Consider the following 18,659-nt stretch of genomic DNA (forward strand, 5'->3'; position numbering starts at 1 on the left):
CGGGCGGGGGCATGGGCAAGCTTCAGGACAATACCGCATTGGTCGAACGCGACGGCAAGCTCTTCGCCACGCTGTCGCGCGACTGGGAGATCTGGGGACCGAACGGCGGCTATGTCGCCGCGATCGCTTTGCGCGCGGCGGGGGCGCGGGCGCCGGCGGGACACCGTCCGGCGACGATTTCGGTGCAGTATCTCTCGGCCGGAAAATTCGCGGAGGCGGAGGCGGTCGTCGAGCCGGCGCGGCAGGGCCGCTCGGCCTGGTGCTTCAACGTCGCACTGGTCCAGGACGGCAGGCGCTTCCTCCAGGCGCAGGTGTGGACCACCGACCGCAGCGTGGGGCCGAACACCAACGATCTCGCGATGCCGGACGTGCCCGGACCCGACGCGCTCAAATCCTATGGCGAGCTCGTGCCGCGCCGGAGCGACAAGTGGGAGTTCTTCGACAATTTCGAAGTACGGCCGCTGAAGCTGTTCACCCGCGAAGACCCGCATCCCGGCGGCGCGGTGGTCCAGGAGTGGTTCCGCTTTTCCGGCTTCGACAGCGGCGGAGGCGCATTCGTCGATTGCGCGCGGCCGCTGCTGCTGATCGACACGCTGCTATGGCCGGCGCATCATCGCGGCATCCGCAGCGGCTATCCCAATTACATCGCACCCAGCCTCGACGTGTCGGCGTGGTTTCACGACGATCCCCGCGGCGGCGAGTGGCTGCTGGTCGACGTGCATTCGCCGACCGCCGGCAATGGGCTGATCCACGGCACGGCGCGGGTGTGGTCGCAGGATGGGCGCCTGCTCGCCACCGGCTCCAGCCATATGCTGGTGACGCCGCGGGGTTAGGCCGCTTCCAGCCACTGCACGCTGAAGAGGCGCGCGGGATCGGTCCATACGCGGCGCTGGATGTAGCCGGCTTCGGCGGCGAGCGCGCGGAAGCCGTCCAGCGTGTATTTCTGCGAATCCTCGGTGTGGATCGCCTCGCCTTCGGCGAAGCTCGCGATCTCGCCGGCGACGCGCACGCGCTGTTCCGCCAGGCTGACCAGATACATCTCGACGCGCTGCTCGCGCGGATTGTAGCAGGCGTAGTGGGCGAAGCGGCCGGGATCGAATGCGGAATCGGCCTCGCGGTTGGCGCGGAAGAGAAGGTTCTTGTTGAAGGCTTCCGTCACGCCCTCGGCGTCGTTGTAGGCGGCGTGCAGGATCGCCGGGTCCTTCACCAGGTCGACGCCGATCAGGAGGCCGCCGCCGTTCAAGGTCTGGCGCGCCTGGCGCAGGAAGGCGACGGCCTCGGCGCGGCCGAGATTGCCGATCGTCGAGCCCGGGAAGAAGCCGGCGCGATGGCGCGCGCCGCCCGTCAGCGGCCCCAGCGCGACGGCGCGGGTGAAGTCGGCGATCACGGGCCGCACGCGCAGCCCCGGATAATCGTCCCGCAGCGTGGCCGCGACGTCCATCAGATAGTCGCCGGAGATATCGATCGGCAGATAGGCGCGCGGGCTCTTCAAGGCGTCAAGCAGGATGCGCACCTTGCGCAGCGAACCGGCGCCGAACTCGACCAGCTCGGCATCGGGGCCGATCAATGCCGCGATCTCGCGCACATTGCCGGTCAGGATCGCAAGCTCTGTGCGCGTCGGATAATATTCTTTGAGCGTGGTGATGCGTTCGAACAGGGCCGAGCCGACTTCGTCGTAGAAGAATTTCGCCGGAATGCTCTTGGGCGTGCCGAACAGGCCTTCGAGCAGCGCGTCGCGGAACGCGCAGTCGCGGGTCTTCGGATTGATCGCGGCGGCACTCATGCGTCACCTGCCAGGCGTATGCCGCTGAACTGCCAGCGCGCGGACGGTGGAAAGAAATTCCGGTAGGTCGGACGGATATGGCCGCGCGGCGTCGCGACCGATCCGCCGCGCAGGACCATCTGCCCGCTCATGAATTTGCCGTTGTACTCGGCGACCTCGCCTTCGAAGGGGCGATAGCCCGGATAGGGATCGTAGGAGGACCGCGTCCATTCCCACACCGCGCCCTGCCCCGGCGGCAAGGCCGCCTCCCATTCGAATTCGGTCGGCAAGCGCGCTCCCGCCCATGCGGCATAGGCCGCTGCTTCGTAGAAGCTGACATGGGCGACCGGAGCATGCTCTTCAAGCGCATGGGGGCCATGCAGCGAGAAGGCCCGCCAGCCGCCCGGCTCGCCCAGCCAATAAAGCGGCGCGTTGAGCGCCTCGCGCTGCACGAAGGCCCAGCCGTCGCTCAGCCAGAATTCGGGTCGGCGATAGCCGCCATCCGCGATGAAGGCGAGGAATTCGCCGTTGGTGACGGGGCGCGCGGCGATGCGGAAGGGACGCAGGAGCACGCGATGACGCGGCGTTTCGTTGTCGAAGGCGAACCCCGCGCCGGCATGGCCGACCTCGACGATGCCGCCGGGGTGGCCGATCCAGGACGGCGGCGCCGCCGGGCGCACGGCCTCGGCAAGCTGCGGCGCATAGGCCGGGAGCAGCGGATTGCAGGAGAAGGCGTGCAGGATGTCGGTGAGGATGAGCTCCTGATGCTGCTGTTCGTGATGCAGTCCGAGCGTGAGGAGCTCCGATACGTCCGTCGCGTGCTCCTCGATCAGCCGGGCGATCGCTTCGTCGACGTGGAGGCGGTATTCGAGAATCTCGTCGAGCGCGGGCCGGCTCAGCAGGCCGCGCTGCGGACGCGGATGGCGCGCCCCCAGCCCCTCATAATAGGAGTTGAAGAGATAGGCATAGGCAGGGTCGAACGGCCGATGGTCCGGCTGGAATTTGCCCAGGACGACCGCCTCGAAGAACCATGTCGTATGCGCCAGATGCCATTTGGTCGGACTGGCGTCCGGCATCGACTGGACGTTCTGGTCTTCGGCCGACAACGGCGCGGCAAGGGCTTCGGTGTGGCGGCGCACGGCCGCGTAGTCCGCGAGCAGAGACGATGCCGAATCGGTCTCGGCGGGAATTGTCGCCTCTCTCGCCATGACGGATAGCCCTCGCTGCGTCTGGTCAACGGGGACAATAGCAGGAAAGTTCCCCCTTTTATGTCAGCAGCTCACTTCTGCGCCAGCATGACCGGCTTCTCGCTGTAGAGCGCCGGCCAGACCCGCTTCAATGCCTCGATCTTGGGCATATCGTTGACGACGATGTAGGGATAAGTCGGGTTGCGGATCAGGAAGTCCTGATGATAGCCCTCGGCGGCGTAAAACCCCTTGAGCGGTTCGATCTTCGTCACGATCGGCGCGCCGAAGACCTGCGCGGCGCCAAGCTGCGCGACATAGGCGCGGGCGATCTTTTCCTGGAGCGGCGAGGCGAAGAATATCTCCGAGCGGTAGCTGGGGCCGCTGTCGGGACCCTGGAAGTTGAGCTCGGTCGGATCGTGCGCCACGGAGAAATAGACGCGCAGCAGATCGCCATAGGACACGAGGCGCGGATCGAAGGTGATCTCGACCGATTCGGCATGGCCGGTCGTCTCGGTGCCGACCAGTTCGTAGGCCGCCGTCTCCCTGGCGCCGCCGGAATAGCCGGCCACGACCTTGGTCACGCCCTTCACATGCTCGAACACGCCCTGCAGGCCCCAGAAACAGCCGCCGGCGAGAACCGCGGTCTCGCTCGCGGGCGCGCCGGTCTTGGCCTCGTCGACCTTCGCGGCGGGGATGGGCTTGTCGAGATCTCCGGCGCAGGCCGAAGACAGGCCGCAGACCGCAGCGATCCCGGCGGCCAGAACCGTGTTGCGAAGGGTGCGAAGCATAGGTCTCTCCCGTGTTCGAGCCTTAGTTCGTCAGGGCACCATTACGGTTACACGCGGCGCGCGGATCACTGCCAGCGCAGCAGGACGCGGCCGAAGATGGCGCCCAGAAGTCCGACCGCCGCGATGCCGAGCGTGTACCAGATCGCCACGAAGGGCGCCGCGCTCTCATCGCAGTGGAACGCGTAGATCAGGGTTCCGGCGGCGCCGGCGAGCGTGCCGGCCACCGCGCCGGCCAGCGTCAGCCGCGTCGGCGCGAGCGCTTTCAGGCTCCAGAACAGGCCGGCGGCGATGGGAATGGACAGCACCACGATGTTGACGGCGCAGACCTGGGACGATGCGCCCATGACGAGGGGCATGCGCCGATCGCCGGGCACCTGGGCCAGTTGATAGACCGCCAGCGCGACCATCACGCCGAGCGGCGCCAGGATGAGCGGCCCGAACACGCCGCCCTCGCCGTTCGGCCGCGCCAGCCGGTCGATCAGCCCGAAGCCCAGCGCCGCGACGCTGAGCGCATAGGCGAATTTCATCCAGAACGGGCCGGTCATCATCGCGGGCATGAGATCGGCGCGCACGCCCAGCCACAAAACCATCAGCGCCGCCGAAACCACGACGCCGAGCCCAAGGCCCAGCGTCAGGCGGCGCCCGACCGCGCGCGGCGGCGCCGGTTCGAGATCCGTGGACAGCGCGTCGATGAGATCGTCGGTCTTCATGGCTTGTCCCCGAGACCCAGCGATTTCAGCCCGCGATGCACGCCGACCTTCACGGCCGATTCCGACATGCCGTGGCGCGCCGCGGCCTCGGCGGTCGACAGGCCTTCGATCTTCACGTCGCGGATCAGCCGGCGCGTCTTCTCGGGCAGCCGGCCGAGCAGCCTTTCGACGTCGAGATGGGCCTCCGCAGCCTGCGCATCGGCCGACGAGAACAGCGTATCGGTATCGTCCAGCGGATCCTCGGCGCGGCGCTTGGTGCGGCGGAAATAGTCGATCAGCTTGTAGCGCGCGATGGCGTACACCCAGGCCGTGAACGGCCGGGAGGGATCGTAGGTCTGGCGGCGGGTGTGCATGGCAATCAGCGTTTCCTGGAGCAGATCCTCCGCCTCGGCCGCGCGTCCGACGCGGCGCGCATAATAGGCGCGCAGAAAGCCCTGCAGCTTGCGCAGCAGCTCGCGATAGGCCGCACCGTCGCCCGCAAGGGACCGGACCATCAGCGCCTTCAGCTCCGCTTCCGCTTCGACCAGCGCCTTACCTTTCACATTCGCGAGCGTGCGGGAAAGGTTACATCGCCGCCGATGCCCGCGCAAAATTCGCCGGAGCTGTAACCGCGGGGCGGTCCGGTTCGAATTGCGGTCGTAACGGCCATCGTCTTGGGCGGCTCGCACGAAGTCCCCCCCGCGATAACCGCCCCGGAAGTGGGCGGGGCGCCCTGCCCCTCCGGCGTCCCGCCCATCTTTCCTTCGGATACCGCGCGATTGGCCTACGGCTTCGCGGCGTCCGATCGGACCGCGCCCTGCCTATTCCACGGCGGGCAAAACGCCCTGCCGCATGGGGCGATGCATTCAGATGTGGATGAGTTCCGAACTCACGCGCGGCTTGGTGCGGCTCGGCCACATGTCGAGCATCGCGTTCAGTTGCGCCACCAGCTTTTTCAACTGCGCGCCGCCGATGAAATCGTCGAGCGCCAGATAGATGTCGAGCTTCGCGTCGCCGTCTTCGCCGACGACGCTCATCTCGCGGATCGGACATTGCGCGCGCAGGACCGGCTCGCTGCGCGCGAGATCGTTCTTCAGCGACAGCAGACGCGAGGCATCGAGTTCTTCGACCTTCACGCGATAGAGGAACATGCCCTCACCCTCCGTTCGACGCGGGCGAAGTCTGCGCGGGAACCCGCTAACGCCGGGCTAGACGGTTCCTACGCATTTTAACGAATAGGCACCGCGAAGACGCCATGGTTAACGTCCCGGTAACAACTTCAACCGGTGTGCGGATTGCATCGTTAACCGATTCAAATTGCAGAAGGATTTGAATCACTTGGCGCGTCGTTTACCAAGGTTAACGGTTAACCAAACCCATCCCCTCAAATGAGGGGACGGCATCCGATTGATTCGGCTCACTCTTTCGGCTATTAAGACATTGTTAACGATCTTTCTGCCGACCGGGCGACTCAACGACCGGCGCCGGGTTCTGGGAATAGCGTCCGCGAAGACGGGCGCGATGGGGTGCCTTCAGGAGGGAACCAGGTTGTTCTCACAGGGGTACCACGATGCTTGCGTATGAAGAGCTTAAAGGGTCTTCGGGCCGCCAAGTCCGCTTCCGTCCGCCGCGCTATGACGCCCGCCGGATGTTTCCTTCGCTGGCGCCGCGCGTGCGCGTGCGCGCCTCCGCCTACCGCCTCCACGACATCAGCCTGGGCGGGCTCTCCGCGCTGTCGAAGCAGAGCCATGACGACCTGCCGGAAGTCGGCGAGACGGTCGCGCTGAGCATCCAGCAATCGGGCCTGCCGATCTTCGAAAGCTCGGCCCGGGTCTGCCGCTCGGAAAGCACGGTGTTCGGCTCCAAGCTCGCCTTCACCTTCGTCGACCGCTATGTCGAGTTCGACAAGCTCCTGACGCGCAACACCCAGGCGCAGATCGCGGCGCGCTCCCCGGCCTTCGGCACGGACACGGTCAATCTGGTGCCGCACGAATACCGCGCCTTCTGCGCCGACGTGCTGCGCCTGCTGCGGTCCTACCGTTCGCTGCTCGAATCCAATTCGGCGGCGGCGAGCGAGTTCCGCCACGGCCTCGACCAGGTGGAAGCCTTCGAGACCTGCGAGCCCAGGCTGATCCAGCAATGGCGCGCGCTGTGGCGGGCCGGGAACGACCTGACCCACGGCATGATCGCCGACCGCGACATGCGCGAGGCGGCGAAGGAATACACCGAGCTGGTGCTGACGCCCGAATTGCGCAAAGGCGCGATCTGGGACCGTTCCTACGCCAAGCCGCTCGGCTATCCCGGCGATTTCGAGATCATGAACCAGGTCTATGACTGGGAACGCAAAGGCGCCGACGCCTATGAGATGCTGATGCACCGCATCGGCCTGGAGGTCGCCGAGTGCATTCGCACCCGCATGGAAGTCGTGCGCACGCATATCGCCGACGTCGTGCGCGAGCGCGGTGAGGGCCGGCCGGCGCGCATCACCAGCCTGGGCAGCGGGCCGGCCCGCGAAGTCGGCTCGTTCCTGTCCAGCCACGCGGCCGGCGGCAACCGGGTCGAATTCTCGCTGATCGACCAGGAAGAGGTCGCCCTGCTCTACGCGCACGAGTCGACCTATCCCTACGTGCTGAACTCCGAGGGCCGCATCAAGGTGCAGGGGCTGAACCTCTCCTTCACCGACATCCTGCGCGGCACCGACGGGCTCGCCGGCCTGCCGCCCCAGGATCTGGTCTATTCGGTCGGGCTCCTGGATTACCTGACGCACAATCGCGCCAAGGCGCTGGTCAAGCAGCTCTTCGACCTGCTGCAGCCCGGCGGCCTGCTCATCATCGGCAACATGAACGAATGCCCGCTGAGCAATTACTGGCCGATGGAGTACATCACCGACTGGACGCTGCACTACCGCAACGATGCCGACATGATCGACTGGGCGGCGGGGCTCAACGCGGCGCGCGCCTGGACGGAGACCGAGCGGACCGGGCGCGTGCGGATGCTGTTCATACGCAAGGGCTGAAAGCCTTGTCAGACGGCCTTCAGAAGCCGCTTGACGGGGGCGGCGCGCAGGCGCTCGGCCGGCAGCGAGATGATCACGGTGGTGCCGCGCCCCACCTGGCTCTCGATGTCGAGCCGGCCGCCATGCAACTCGGTCAGCTTGGCGGTGAGCGGCAGGCCGAGGCCGGTGCCGCCATGGCTGCGGGAGAGGACGTTCTCCACCTGCTCGAACGGGCGGATGACGCGCCCGATGTCGCCCGGCGAGATGCCGATGCCGGTGTCGGTCACGCGGATGACGATGCCGCGGTCCGGCTCGACGGCGACGGCAAGGCCGACATGCCCGCCCTCGCGGGTGAACTTGATCGCGTTGGTGAGCAGGTTGAGGACGATCTGGCGCAGGACGCGCTCGTCGACGCAGGCATAGATCTCCTTGTTCGCGTCCGCGAAGGTCATCTCGACGCCGCCGGCCGCGGCGCGGCCGCGGCACATGCGCACCGCGTCGTCGAGGCAGCGCACGATGTCGATGTCGTCTTCCTGCAGCGTCAGCTTGCCGGCCTCGGCCTTGGCGAGGTCCAGGATGTCGTTGATGATGGCGAGCAGGTGCAGGCCGCTGTCGTTGATGTCGCCGACATATTCGGCGTAGCGCTCGTTGCCGATCGAGCCGAACAGCTCCTTCTTCAGGATGTCGGAGAAGCCGATGATCGCGTTCAGCGGCGTACGCAGCTCGTGGCTCATATTGGCGAGGAATTCGCTCTTGGCGCGGTTGGCCTTGTCGGCCTCGAGCAGAAGCACGTTGGCGGCGGCGTTCTTGGCCTCGATCACCTTCTGCGCGCGGTAGCTGCGCCGGATATAGAGCTCCTGGATGTAGCCGGAGAACAGGCCGACGGCGGTCGCCATCACCAGGAAGAAATTGTTGTTGAGCCACAGCTTGAACGGGATCGGATTGATCTGCGTCGAGACGACCTGGTAGAGCGCCACCAGCGTCAGCGAGATCAGGAGCGAATTGACGAAGCGCAGACGCACCAGCGAGCTGCCGTAGATCACCACCATGATGAGACCGGCATAGTAGAAGCTGTTGAACGGCGCCGGCATGATCGCGGTCATCGCCACGATGCCCAGACCCGGCGTGATCATCGCGATCGAGACGACCGTCTGCGCGAACCGGGCGAAAGCCGGGACATAGGTCAGCAGCGCCGCGCCCACCAGGACCGGACAGACCACGCCATAGCGGATGAACCACAGGGCGCCCACCATCGGTCCGCCCACCTGGGCATCGAGCGCGCCGAAGGTCAGATAGAGCAGCGCGGCCGCGATCAGATAGGTGCGGATCAGCGAGCGGGATTCGTTGATGCTTTCGATGCGGTAGCGCGCCTCGACCGCGGAATCGCGGAAGCGAAGTCGCAGCTTATCGACTTCGTAACCGTGTTCGGCCGTTCCCGTACCGTCTTGGAGTGGCGCCTGCATCCTGTAACCAGAGGCCTTGATACGATATCCCACCCCATGATCCGCACCGCGAGTAAAGATTTGCATAGCGCTCTGGGTTAACGGGCCACATTCATCGTTCATTCAATTGAAAGGATTGGAACCGTCACCGCCATGTCCCATCGCAGCCAGGAGCCCGCTTGCATGCGCCGTGTTGCCCGTTTCGCCGCCCTCTGGCTCGCGCTGGGCGCGGCCCCCGCCGCGGCGGCCGGCTATGGCCTCAAGGAACACAGCGCCGATGCCATGGCGGCCGCCTATGCCGGCGCGGCCGCGAGCGACCGGGACGCCAGTACGATGGTGTACAATCCGGCGGCGGCAGCCGGCGTGGCCGATACGGACGTGTCGGTCAGCCTGGTCGCGATCCTGCCCGGATCGAGCGCCACCTATCCGACGGCCGCGACGTCGGCCGGCAATCCGACCGGCGGCGGCACGCACCCCAGCGGCTTCATCAGCGACGCGCTGGTGCCGGCGCTCGGCCTGCGCCACAGGCTGAGCGACCGGCTGACCGTGGGGCTTTCGATCTCCGCGCCCTGGGGACTTCGCACCGACTATCCGGCGGGCTGGACGGGACGTTACTACGCCGGAAAGTCCGAGCTTCTGACGGTCAATGCGACGCCGGTGATCGCCTATCGGCTCATGCCCGAAGTGACGCTCGGCGCCGGGCTGCAGATCGAATACGCCAAGGGCACGCTGACCAGCACCATCGATACCGGAACGCTGGGCGCGCTGAACGGCATTCCGGGCGCCGTGCCCGGCGGACAGGACAGCTTCGCACGGGTCAGCGGCACCAACTGGACCTTCGGCTACACGCTGGGCGCGATGCTGCGTCCTGCGCCCGGATTGACGCTCGGCATCGCCTACCGGTCGTCCTTGCAGCAGGATCTCAAGGGACCTTTGACGTTCACGCTGGACGGTGCCGGCGTCGGCGCGACGATCCGGGGCCTGACCGGGCTGTTCGCGGATACGCGGCAGACGACGCCGATCACCATGCCCGACATGATCACCTCGGGCGCGCGCATGGACTTCTCGGATCGCTGGTCGGGGATGGCGGAGCTCGATTGGACGCATTGGAGCCGCGCCCGCCAGCTCGTGGTCATCGCGGCCAATCCCGCGCAGCCGAAAGACGTCACCGATCTGAAATGGAAGGACACGCTGTTCGGATCGCTCGGCGTCGAATATCGCGCGAGCCCCGGCTGGGCGCTGCGCGCCGGCGTCGCCTATGACGAGAGCCCGGCGACCGACGCGACGCGCGAGCCGCGCATTCCCGATGCCGACCGCATCTGGCTGTCGGCGGGCGCGCGGGTGAAGCTGAACGACGACATGGACCTCAACGTCACGGCGTCGCGGCTGTTCAACCTGTCGACGCCGGTGGCGCTGAACCCGGTGGCGCCGGGGGCCGCCCTGCGCGGAACGCTTGCCGGCACGACGGAGTCCTACGTCGACGTGGCGGGGCTGGAGCTGAGCTGGCGGCCCAATTAGATAATCCATCAAGATGCAAGGCGTCGCGCTCGCGCATTCTTCAGCGCTTCTGCATTGCGGCAACCGTTATCTTTCGGCTCGGGCGATAAGTCCGGCCGGGCAGCGCCGGAACGACTGCGGAATTGCCGCTCGAACTTTACAAACTGCACCGCATAAGACAAAAATCCGCCGCGGCAGCGGGCGGTTCCTGAAACAATGATCGAAGCCTATCCTTACGAGCTATTTGCCGGACACTTGCACGAGATATTCTCGCTTTCCCTCGGCGAGTCCTCCCTGGATATGACATTGGTCGAGGCCCGGCGCCGGCCGCCGCGCGTCGTTGCCGGCCTGAGAGCGGAGCCCTTCACCCTCTACTTCAAGTGCCAGAACCCGGTCGTCCTGCCGCAGAAGACCTATCCCTTCAAGAATGCGGGGACCGGGACGGTCAACATCTTCATCGTGCCGATCGGTCGCGAGCGCGACGGCATAGTCTATGAGGCGGTGTTCAACTGACCGCAGGCCAGGCCATGGCAAGGTGCGTGCCGCCGTCTTCCCCTTCGACAAAGCCCAGCCGCGCGTAGAGCGCCCGGGCGGGATTGGCGTTCTCCACGCTCAGGCTGACGGTTTTTGCGCCGGCCGAGACCGCCTCCCGTTGCACGGCGCGCAACAGCGCCGTCCCCAGGCCTCGACCGCGCGACTGCGGCAGCAAGGAGATGTCCACGATACGCCAGTCGTCGGGGCGCCGGTCCAGGATCAGGCGGCCGACGGGCTTGCCCTCCCGCTCGACGATAAGAAAGTCGGCATGCTCGTATACCCGGCGATAATGCATGCTCTGAAAACGGAACTGGTCGTCCAGAAAAAGCTCGCGCTGCTGCGCCGGCCACGATGCCAGCACCTGCGCATCGGGGCGCGCCGAACCGAAAAGCGCGCGCAGGAACGGAACGTCGCCCGCCTCCGCGTCGCGCAAAACCGTTCCCTCGGGCGCCGCCGTCGGCACGGCGCCCGCGTTCGCCGGCCTAGTTGCGGGACGGAAATATTCCATAGAGCGCGATGCAGTAGTTCATCCCGAGATAGGGCTGTTCGTTGTTGTGCGGCAGCGAACCGCCGGTGACCGAAATCACCGACGGCGCGAAGGTCTGACCGGCGGCCGGATTCGGCGTGAACTGAAAGTCCGTCTTCGCCCCGCCTTCGCGCGAACCGACCCAATAACTCGTTTGCGGAACGAGCTCGAAAGCCGTCGGCTGAGCCGCGTTTTGCCCGTTGACCGCGTGGGAATGCAACGGAATCTGGTTTTGCGTCAGCGTCACCTCGGCGGAGCCCGAATGTTGACCGAGGACATAGTTCGAGAGGCCCGGGCCCTGCCCGATGTTCATCACCGTGCTGTCCTGGATGTTCGGCAGGCCGAACGTGTTGCGCCCGTCGCCGCCATAGGTCGTGCCGAGGATGGTGAACAGCGCCTCGTTCTGCGCGATCGGCACGAGCGCCCCGTTGCAGAACGACCAGTTCCGCGGCGCGAAATTGAAGGCGAAAATCGCAATCTGACCGACATAGGGTTCCGACATGTGGCGTGCTCCCGAAAGTGGTTCCCGTGGATCTCTGGAATGGATCAATTGCGGCTGGGGAAAACTCCCTGCAGCGCGATGATGAAGGAGATCGCAAGCGCCGGCATGCGGTTCTCGTGAGGCTGGTTTCCGCCGATCGGGAGAAGGCTGTTCGCATTCATCGGATCGTTTCCGGTGCCGTTCGCCGGCGAGACCCAGAGCCCGGTATAGGGCGCCTGAACGGCCGCGGGCTGGTTCCCCACCGGCGTGGCCGCGTTGGCGTTCGAGCCGGACACGATCATCATATGCGTATGCATCGGCGTCGTGTTGGTCGTGATGGTCACGCTCTCGGTACCGGTCTGCTCGCCGATCGTGTAGTTGCTCAGTCCGGGGCCCTGCCCCATGCTGACCGGTATGCGGCCGCGCAGGTCGGGCAAGGCGAAGGTCGTCTGCCCGTTGCCGCCGTAATAGGTCCCGAGCAAAGAGAACAATGCGGTGTTCTGCTGGATGCCCAATATCTGGCCGGAACAATAGGCATTGTTCCGTGGTGCGAAATTGCCGGCAAACATGCGGATTTCGCCGAGGTAAGGTTCGCTCATGGTTCGTGTCCTTAAATCGTTGCCGTTCGCCTAGTTCCGTGCGGGGTAATAGCCCGTCGTCGCGATGCAGAAGTTCACCGCGAGACAGGGCTGAATATTGCTGTGCGCCTGGTTGCCTCCGTACATCCCGATCGTGCCGGCGTTCAGCACGACCTGTCCGCCCGGCGCGATATAGGCCGGCAAGGGATTTGTCCCGTCGGTACCGGCCGCGAATACGCTATTGGCCGTGAGTTTCGCCGTCGCCGGGGCGTTGTTGACCGCCATGGCATGCGTGTGCGCTGGCATTTCCGTCGTCAACAGCGTCACGTTTTCGACGCCCGCCATTTCGCCCATGGACGTCTGCTGGCCGAACATGATCGGTGTCCGCGAACGAAGGTCGGGAAGGCCGAAGGTCGTTTGCCCATTGCCGCCATATGTCGTTCCGACCAGCGAATACAGCGCCGTATTCTGCGCGATGGGAAGAATCGATCCGGTGCACAAGGACCAACCCCGCGGCGCGAAATTGAACCCGTAAATACCGATCTGACCCAGATAAAAATCCATGGCAGCTCCTTAAGACCGAAGAGGTTTTCTTGGATGAAAACTTGGGACTTGGCGGAATCGCCGACAAAAGGAAGTTATCATCGAGTCTAGCACGCGTACAATAAGGCGTAAAACTGTTTTTTCCTGTCCATGACGCTGCGAAATCATTTTTCGATGACATTACAATAACATTACGTCGAATGAGGACTGTAACATAAATGAACGGCATGTTGCCATCCGAATACATCCGGACGATGTCTTGCTGTCTTCTTGACACCCTTGGGAAAGGCCTTTCCAATCGGGTCGTATAACATCGACACCGGCAGGGGCGACCGGTGCGCGGAACGCGTCGGATCGGATCGATTCGCAGCGCGCGCGATCCACAAACAATTTGATCTGCCGTTCGGGCCCTGACACAATTGCCGGTGTGACGAAGCCATCCCGTCGCCAGTCCTCCGGGCCGCGCAAAGAAGGCATGATGTCGCTAGAAAACGTCTTGCCCCCCTATCTGACCGTGCAAGGATTTCTGCGGGATCCGGCCGTGACCGAACTGCTTGAATATGCGTCGTCGATCGAACGCCGGTTCAAGCCCGCGATGGTCGGCGATCACAGGATCGATCCCAGGCGGCGCACCTGCCGGCGCGCCAAGATGACGGGTCCGCTGGGCTCCGAACTCGCGGAACGCATTCTCGCATCCGTGCCGTCGTTCCTGGACGCGCTGAGAGTAACGTCGTTTTCGATCGGCGAGGTCGAGCTGGAAGTCGTCGCCTATGAAGACGGCGCCCATCACGGAACGCATCTCGATACGGCTTACGGAAACGGCAATTCGCGCGAAGGCGACCGGCGGCTGACCGCGGTATATTATTTTTTCCGGCAGCCGAAGAAATTCGACGGCGGCAATCTGCGGCTTCATGCATTCGGCCGAGGGGCGGGACCCCGGGCCTCCGCGGACATCGAACCGATCTGCAATCAGCTCGTCGTATTTCCGTCCTGGGCGCCGCATGAGGTGCTTCCCGTCAGCGTGGCGTCCGGACAATTCGAGGATTCGAGATTCGCCATAAACTGCTGGGTCAGCGAGCGGACGGTGTCCGCCCGGACCGACGAAGCTCGCGCCGCTCCGACGCAATCCGGCCGCTGAGGCACGGAGGCGGCGCGTCCGTCACGGTCTCTCGACCGGCAGCATCGCGCCGCCTTCGATCATGACGGCCAGGAAGTCGCTTATCTCGCGGTATGCCGATGCACGGTCGATGTCGTATTCCTCGCATAGCCGATCGCAGAACTCCTCGATCGTCGTCGGATTCTCGGCCATCTCCCAGATGCGCCTGCCGGTCTCGTTGAGGTCGACATAGGTCCCGTTCGTCGCGTTCATCACGACCATCTGGTCTCCGATCCGCGCGCTGGGCCAGTTTCCCTTGCGCCGAAAGGCTTGCTGGCGCTCGTATTCCATTTCAGGCATGGCGATCTCCTTGCCGCAGGGGATGAGAAAAATATCGGTCGGCATTGCCGGGGCCGCCATCGGGCCGGTTCTGCGCAAAGTCGCCATAGCCCAGTCTCTGCATCGTCGGTCCGTGGGCGCGTTCGATCTTAGCGATCTGCTCCGCCGACAATTCGTCCCGCCAGCCTGCCGCGTCACCCCGCCGGAAAAACGGCGCCGTGGCGCGCCGCAGGCGCTCCCTGAAACCGGCCGCCCGCTCCTGCGCCTGGAGCAGGTTGAAGTCGGCGAACCCGGCCGCGCGCCTGGCGGCGTCCTCGTCGACGGCAATCCCCAGGAAGCTCATCGCGTCCCGCAGCGCCCTCGCCGCGTCCGCCCGCATATCTTCGTAGCGCAGCAGAAACACCGGCACGTCGGCCTGGTCGAGCCAGCTTTGCACATGACGGCTCCAGCTCAGCACCTGTTGCCGCAGTTGCGGCCCCGTCCGCTCCGCTCCCATGACGAAATCGTCCGAGGCGAGATGTTGCACGGCCGCATCCTTCGAATAGCCGAAATGACCGGCGAAAGACGGCACGATCGCGCGCGGGTCCCGCACGATGACGATCGCGGCTCCCCCCGCGCCGAACAGAGGCGTGCCGTCGGCGGAACGCGCATATGCGTCGTGCACTTTCATGAAGACGAGCGGCCGGCCGGAGCCGATCGGCGCCGGCCGGAAGATGTCGTCGAACCGCCCCTGCGCGACAAGGCGGTAGACGCCGCCGCGCAGGAATTCGACTTCGCCCGGCTGCAACAGATCGGTGTCCACCCCGGTGATGCTGTCGAACGCATCGCGGGCGCTCGACGCATGGGAAACGAGAGCGCTGAGCCGGTTGATATCCGCGGGTTTCTCGCTCTTCGAGACAAGGTTCTCGATCAGCAGGCGGAGCCAGGTGCTGCCGGACTTCGGGTAGGACGCCAGCCAAACGATATCGCTCACGCCGGGACCCGCAGCGACAATTCGCGCCAATGGTCTTCGAGATCGGAAATGGCGTCGTCCATCGTATCGAACGTCATCGGCCGGGTCAGATAATAGACCGCCGAGTGCTGCAACGCGGCGGCGGTTGCCGCGAAGAAGTTCTCGGACAGTCCCATAGCGCGCATGATATGCGCCCGAAAGGCATTTCGCCCCAGCTCGGCCACGGCGTCGGCGAGGCGAACCGGCCTGATGCCGGCGACGTCCGGCGGGGCGGGCTCCTGCAGCACATAGACCGGACCCAGCGGCAGCGAGCGCAGGGCCGGATCCGCGTCGAGCTCGACATAGTGCTTGTCGATTCCCGCGCGAACCGAAGGTCCCCTTCGCGAGGTGAGCTGAAGATAATTCGTCGCGTCGTTCCAGAGCTTCGACATTCTCCCGTCCGGGAGGATGAACGGCGGGTCGGAGGCGTCGGGGTCCAGGCAGCACATGTCGTCCGCGATCAGGGCATAGCCGCGGGCATTCAGCGCGGCGGCGGTCGTCGATTTTCCCGAACCCGACGGCCCGCAGAACAGAACGGCCTTCCCGCCGACGCACACCGCGCTGGCATGGAGGACGATCCGCCTGCGCTGGTAGAGCAGGATGCCGAGCGCGCTGCCGAGCAGGAAAATCGCGGCGTCGCCGGCATCGCCCTCCGGCTCCGTCTGCACCACGATCTCCTCGCCGTCCTTCATGAGGAAGCGGGCCACGCGGGGCACGCAAAGCAGAAACGTGCCGCCTCTTATCGACCAGTTGGGCCCTTCCGTTGTGGCGCCTTCAAGGGCTTCGGGCACGGCGCCGCGGCGGACGATCACATCGAAATCGCCGGCGTCCTCCATGCTCTGCATTGCGCCGGGCAGGGCGATTTCAGAAGACACGACAAGTCCGTAGATCCGATACTGTGCCAAGCGCATGTTCCGCCCTCACACGCCCCTTTTTTTAAAGCCGTGCCGTCGCGAAGCCAGTAATCGGCGGGAAATCATTGTGGATACCTTGCGGTTGTTTGGCGGCGATGATAATAGAAAACTCATATTCTAGCGAGCGCAGCGGGGGGTCTTTGGGATGTCTAAGACTGGAGAAAGGAACTCGGATAGGGCGTTGGATCGCGGGGAAGCCGGCCCTCGAAAACCTTGGGTGCGGCCGCAAGCCGAGTTCTCCGAGATCAGAGCCACAAACGTCTCAAGCCAGATAGGAACGGACAGCTCCTCGTTTCCCACGCACTCGTAAGATGGCTTTGATGCTTGCTTCATCCGCGTCTGCGTGAGTGGATTTTCCGGGTTGCTCTACACGGACGGCAGGGCCGTCCAGAATTTTCAACTGGACAGATGTGCACGCGCGCTGCCGGATTTCGGCGGCCAGCGTGCCGATATCTATCGTTCCGGTTCGTATGGCGCGGCCGTGCGGTTGTATCGCATCACGCCGGAAGACAGGTTCGAGCGCCAACCGCTCGTATCGCGAAACGGAAGATGGTGCATCGTCTTCGCCGGCCGCCTCGACAATCGCGAGGAATTGGCGCGCGCGCTCGCGATTCCAAGCTCCGTTCTCCGCCAAACGCCCGACAGCGCTTTGTGCCTTTCGGCGTTCGATGCCTGGGGCGAAACGGCTCCCGAACGTCTAGCCGGCGGCTTTTCGCTGGCGCTTTGGGACGAGCCGCAACGCCGGCTGTTCCTATGCCGCGACCGGATGGGAGAGCGTCCCCTCTTCTATCATCAGGCGTCCGGCTTCATCGCCTTCTCCACCTCGTTCAATGGCATCCTCGCCTTTCCGGAAGTGCCACGAGCGCTGGACGAGACAATTGTCGGCGACATGCTGGCACAGAACTTTTTCGAGCAGGACCGAACGCTCTACCGCGGCATTCACCGCGTGCGGAGCGCCTCCCTGGCCGTTTTCGCCGCCGGCAAGATCGCGGAGCGATCCTATTGGCGCCCGGCGCGACGGCCTCTCGGATTGGCCTCGCACGCGGATTACGTCGAAGCGGCCCGGCACGAACTCGAACGGGCCGTCGCCGTGCGATTGCGGAGCGCGCATCCGCCCGCGGCGCAGGCAAGCGGGGGGCTGGACTCCAGCGGCGTCGCGGCGACGGCCGCGTTGCTGCTCAAGCCCGCGGAGCTCGAAGTCTACACCCGGGTGCCGCCCCTGGGATTTGCGGGCACGGAAACGCCCAGACGATATTTCGACGAACGGTCCCGCGTTCGGGCGCTCGCCCGTCTCCACCCGAACATGCGCTTGAACCTCGTCGAAACGGCCGGGCTGCACCGGTTCGACCTCGACGCCGGGCGGCTGTTCGCGACGGCGGGCGTCTTCGTCCTCAACCCCGACAATCTGGGCTGGTTCGCGTCCCTTTACGACGCCGTCTCGGCCGGCGGGCACCGCGTGCTGCTGTCCGGAGACCTCGGAAATTTTTCACTGGGATGGCGCGGACGCAATTCGCTCGCCCTTCTCCTGAAGGCGGGCCGTTTCGCGCGCCTGGCGAAGGATGCGCGGACGCTGAGCCGCCTGACGTCCAGAAGCCTTCTGGGCATCTTGCGCGGCGATGTCCTGTCGGCATTCGAACCCGAGGCGTTGCGGCGCCTGCGGCGAAGGGCTTCGGGGAAAGGCGAAGGCCTTGAAGCGGGGGCGTTCGTCGATCCGGTCTTCATGCGCGACTACCGTTTGCGCGAACGCGTCCGCGATCTCGGCGGCTGGAACTCGAAATATCGCAAGGGCGATTCGTTCGAGCGGCGGACTCGCTGGCTTGTGGACGGGAACGAGATTTCACGGGACTTCATGGGGCAATTCGTGGGGTTGTTCGGATTCGAGAGCCGCGCACCCCTCGCCGATCCCCGCTTGATCGAGTTCTGCCTCAATATTCCCGAGGAGCACTTTCTCCATAGAGGGCGCCCGCGATCGTTGCAGCGCGATGTGATCGCGGATCGGGTTCCGCCGGACATTCACGAGAACTACAGGCTCGGCGACCAGAATCCCGAATGGTTCTCCCGGCTCGCGGCGCGGCATGCCGGCATCTTGCAGGACGTCGAACGAATTTCGCGTTCACCGCTCGCCTCGGCGATGATCGACATGAAGCGTTTGAAGCGGGCTTTCGAGAACTGGCCGTCGGATGCACAGGACCCCGAAGGCCACAGAACCGAATTGCTGTACGGCGCGATGCGAGCGGTCAACATAGGCCGTTTCATTCGCTGGTTCGAAGGCGGCAATGCGTGACCCGCGGCAGCGG

Annotated in this window: 20 protein-coding genes; 6 read left to right on the top strand and 14 right to left on the bottom strand. The window is 65.1% G+C overall.

Going from position 1 to position 18,659, the window contains the following annotated elements:
* Positions 1-11: 11 nt before the first annotated feature.
* The gene (locus WDN01_09395; GenBank protein MEJ0026229.1) at positions 12-833 is read left to right on the top strand and encodes a thioesterase family protein; all 822 of its coding nucleotides are present in this window, start codon (positions 12-14) and stop codon (positions 831-833) included.
* On the opposite strand, the gene egtD is transcribed toward WDN01_09395, so the two are convergent.
* From egtD to WDN01_09425, 6 genes are all read right to left on the bottom strand, one after another.
* A complete protein-coding gene (egtD, locus tag WDN01_09400; GenBank protein MEJ0026230.1) occupies positions 830-1,783 on the bottom strand; it encodes an L-histidine N(alpha)-methyltransferase in 954 nt (317 codons plus the stop codon). The genes WDN01_09395 and egtD overlap by 4 nt on opposite strands.
* Positions 1,780-2,970: an ergothioneine biosynthesis protein EgtB gene (gene egtB, locus WDN01_09405; protein MEJ0026231.1), complete on the bottom strand. Its 1,191-nt coding sequence runs from the start codon at positions 2,968-2,970 to the stop codon at positions 1,780-1,782. The genes egtD and egtB overlap by 4 nt, the downstream gene beginning before the upstream one ends.
* 71 nt (positions 2,971-3,041) lie before the next feature.
* Positions 3,042-3,737 carry a peptide-methionine (S)-S-oxide reductase MsrA gene (gene msrA, locus WDN01_09410; protein ID MEJ0026232.1) on the bottom strand — a complete coding sequence of 232 codons (696 nt, stop codon included), beginning with the start codon at positions 3,735-3,737 and terminating at the stop codon, positions 3,042-3,044.
* Positions 3,738-3,802: 65 nt separating this feature from the next.
* Positions 3,803-4,447 (bottom strand): DUF1109 domain-containing protein, encoded by a 645-nt coding sequence (locus WDN01_09415; protein ID MEJ0026233.1) that lies wholly within the window; start codon positions 4,445-4,447, stop codon positions 3,803-3,805.
* On the bottom strand, positions 4,444-4,989 hold the full coding sequence (locus tag WDN01_09420) for a sigma-70 family RNA polymerase sigma factor (GenBank protein MEJ0026234.1): 546 nt from the start codon (positions 4,987-4,989) through the stop codon (positions 4,444-4,446). The genes WDN01_09415 and WDN01_09420 overlap by 4 nt, the downstream gene beginning before the upstream one ends.
* A gap of 303 nt (positions 4,990-5,292) precedes the next feature.
* Complete coding sequence (locus WDN01_09425) at positions 5,293-5,577, bottom strand: hypothetical protein (protein MEJ0026235.1); 285 nt, start codon at positions 5,575-5,577, stop codon at positions 5,293-5,295.
* 419 nt (positions 5,578-5,996) lie between these two features.
* Between WDN01_09425 and WDN01_09430 the strand changes: the two genes are divergently transcribed.
* Entirely contained in the window at positions 5,997-7,442 is a 1,446-nt protein-coding gene (locus WDN01_09430; protein ID MEJ0026236.1) for a class I SAM-dependent methyltransferase, read from the top strand.
* 8 nt (positions 7,443-7,450) lie between these two features.
* Here WDN01_09430 and WDN01_09435 read toward each other — a convergent pair whose 3' ends face one another.
* Complete coding sequence (locus tag WDN01_09435; GenBank protein ID MEJ0026237.1) at positions 7,451-8,884, bottom strand: ATP-binding protein; 1,434 nt, start codon at positions 8,882-8,884, stop codon at positions 7,451-7,453.
* Positions 8,885-9,046: 162 nt separating this feature from the next.
* On the opposite strand from WDN01_09435, the gene WDN01_09440 reads away from it, so the two are divergent.
* Together WDN01_09440 and WDN01_09445 are read left to right on the top strand one after the other, a co-directional pair.
* On the top strand, positions 9,047-10,381 hold the full coding sequence (locus WDN01_09440) for an outer membrane protein transport protein (protein ID MEJ0026238.1): 1,335 nt from the start codon (positions 9,047-9,049) through the stop codon (positions 10,379-10,381).
* 279 nt (positions 10,382-10,660) lie between these two features.
* Positions 10,661-10,873, top strand: a complete 213-nt coding sequence (locus tag WDN01_09445) for a hypothetical protein (protein MEJ0026239.1) — start codon at positions 10,661-10,663, stop codon at positions 10,871-10,873.
* Here the strand turns inward: WDN01_09445 and WDN01_09450 are convergent.
* Genes WDN01_09450 through WDN01_09465 form a run of 4 tightly spaced genes read right to left on the bottom strand, consistent with a single transcriptional unit; the run spans position 10,866 to position 12,854 of the window.
* Complete coding sequence (locus tag WDN01_09450; GenBank protein ID MEJ0026240.1) at positions 10,866-11,327, bottom strand: GNAT family N-acetyltransferase; 462 nt, start codon at positions 11,325-11,327, stop codon at positions 10,866-10,868. The genes WDN01_09445 and WDN01_09450 overlap by 8 nt on opposite strands.
* A 49-nt stretch (positions 11,328-11,376) precedes the next feature.
* The gene (locus WDN01_09455) at positions 11,377-11,922 is read right to left on the bottom strand and encodes a tail fiber protein (GenBank protein ID MEJ0026241.1); all 546 of its coding nucleotides are present in this window, start codon (positions 11,920-11,922) and stop codon (positions 11,377-11,379) included.
* Positions 11,923-11,966: 44 nt separating this feature from the next.
* On the bottom strand, positions 11,967-12,500 hold the full coding sequence (locus WDN01_09460; GenBank protein MEJ0026242.1) for a tail fiber protein: 534 nt from the start codon (positions 12,498-12,500) through the stop codon (positions 11,967-11,969).
* 30 nt (positions 12,501-12,530) lie between these two features.
* Complete coding sequence (locus WDN01_09465) at positions 12,531-12,854, bottom strand: hypothetical protein (GenBank protein MEJ0026243.1); 324 nt, start codon at positions 12,852-12,854, stop codon at positions 12,531-12,533.
* Between the two features lie 709 nt (positions 12,855-13,563).
* Between WDN01_09465 and WDN01_09470 the strand changes: the two genes are divergently transcribed.
* On the top strand, positions 13,564-14,160 hold the full coding sequence (locus WDN01_09470; GenBank protein MEJ0026244.1) for a 2OG-Fe(II) oxygenase: 597 nt from the start codon (positions 13,564-13,566) through the stop codon (positions 14,158-14,160).
* 21 nt (positions 14,161-14,181) lie between these two features.
* On the opposite strand, the gene WDN01_09475 is transcribed toward WDN01_09470, so the two are convergent.
* The 3 genes from WDN01_09475 to WDN01_09485 are packed head-to-tail and all read right to left on the bottom strand — an operon-like array spanning position 14,182 to position 16,359.
* Positions 14,182-14,478 carry a PqqD family protein gene (locus tag WDN01_09475; protein ID MEJ0026245.1) on the bottom strand — a complete coding sequence of 99 codons (297 nt, stop codon included), beginning with the start codon at positions 14,476-14,478 and terminating at the stop codon, positions 14,182-14,184.
* Positions 14,471-15,430: a sulfotransferase domain-containing protein gene (locus WDN01_09480; GenBank protein MEJ0026246.1), complete on the bottom strand. Its 960-nt coding sequence runs from the start codon at positions 15,428-15,430 to the stop codon at positions 14,471-14,473. The genes WDN01_09475 and WDN01_09480 overlap by 8 nt, the downstream gene beginning before the upstream one ends.
* Positions 15,427-16,359 (bottom strand): hypothetical protein, encoded by a 933-nt coding sequence (locus WDN01_09485; protein MEJ0026247.1) that lies wholly within the window; start codon positions 16,357-16,359, stop codon positions 15,427-15,429. The genes WDN01_09480 and WDN01_09485 overlap by 4 nt, the downstream gene beginning before the upstream one ends.
* 364 nt (positions 16,360-16,723) lie before the next feature.
* Here WDN01_09485 and WDN01_09490 point away from each other — a divergent pair, with 364 nt between their 5' ends.
* Positions 16,724-18,646: an asparagine synthase-related protein gene (locus WDN01_09490; GenBank protein MEJ0026248.1), complete on the top strand. Its 1,923-nt coding sequence runs from the start codon at positions 16,724-16,726 to the stop codon at positions 18,644-18,646.
* Positions 18,647-18,659: the final 13 nt, after the last annotated feature.

Source organism: Rhizomicrobium sp. (assembly GCA_037200985.1).
GTDB lineage: Bacteria > Pseudomonadota > Alphaproteobacteria > Micropepsales > Micropepsaceae > Rhizomicrobium.

Excerpts from the sequence above, each read along its gene's own strand:
- WDN01_09455 (MEJ0026241.1), bottom strand. The coding sequence starts at position 11,922 with ATGTCGGAACCCTATGTCGGTCAGATTGCGATTTTCGCCTTCAATTTC.
- msrA (MEJ0026232.1), bottom strand. The coding sequence starts at position 3,737 with ATGCTTCGCACCCTTCGCAACACGGTTCTGGCCGCCGGGATCGCTGCG.
- WDN01_09445 (MEJ0026239.1), top strand. The coding sequence starts at position 10,661 with ATGACATTGGTCGAGGCCCGGCGCCGGCCGCCGCGCGTCGTTGCCGGC.
- WDN01_09415 (MEJ0026233.1), bottom strand. The coding sequence starts at position 4,447 with ATGAAGACCGACGATCTCATCGACGCGCTGTCCACGGATCTCGAACCG.
- WDN01_09460 (MEJ0026242.1), bottom strand. The coding sequence starts at position 12,500 with ATGAGCGAACCTTACCTCGGCGAAATCCGCATGTTTGCCGGCAATTTC.
- WDN01_09465 (MEJ0026243.1), bottom strand. The coding sequence starts at position 12,854 with ATGTTCGGCCAGCAGACGTCCATGGGCGAAATGGCGGGCGTCGAAAAC.
- WDN01_09440 (MEJ0026238.1), top strand. The coding sequence starts at position 9,047 with ATGCGCCGTGTTGCCCGTTTCGCCGCCCTCTGGCTCGCGCTGGGCGCG.
- WDN01_09435 (MEJ0026237.1), bottom strand. The coding sequence starts at position 8,884 with ATGCAGGCGCCACTCCAAGACGGTACGGGAACGGCCGAACACGGTTAC.
- WDN01_09430 (MEJ0026236.1), top strand. The coding sequence starts at position 5,997 with ATGCTTGCGTATGAAGAGCTTAAAGGGTCTTCGGGCCGCCAAGTCCGC.
- egtD (MEJ0026230.1), bottom strand. The coding sequence starts at position 1,783 with ATGAGTGCCGCCGCGATCAATCCGAAGACCCGCGACTGCGCGTTCCGC.
- WDN01_09475 (MEJ0026245.1), bottom strand. The coding sequence starts at position 14,478 with ATGCCTGAAATGGAATACGAGCGCCAGCAAGCCTTTCGGCGCAAGGGA.
- WDN01_09485 (MEJ0026247.1), bottom strand. The coding sequence starts at position 16,359 with ATGCGCTTGGCACAGTATCGGATCTACGGACTTGTCGTGTCTTCTGAA.
- egtB (MEJ0026231.1), bottom strand. The coding sequence starts at position 2,970 with ATGGCGAGAGAGGCGACAATTCCCGCCGAGACCGATTCGGCATCGTCT.
- WDN01_09425 (MEJ0026235.1), bottom strand. The coding sequence starts at position 5,577 with ATGTTCCTCTATCGCGTGAAGGTCGAAGAACTCGATGCCTCGCGTCTG.
- WDN01_09395 (MEJ0026229.1), top strand. The coding sequence starts at position 12 with ATGGGCAAGCTTCAGGACAATACCGCATTGGTCGAACGCGACGGCAAG.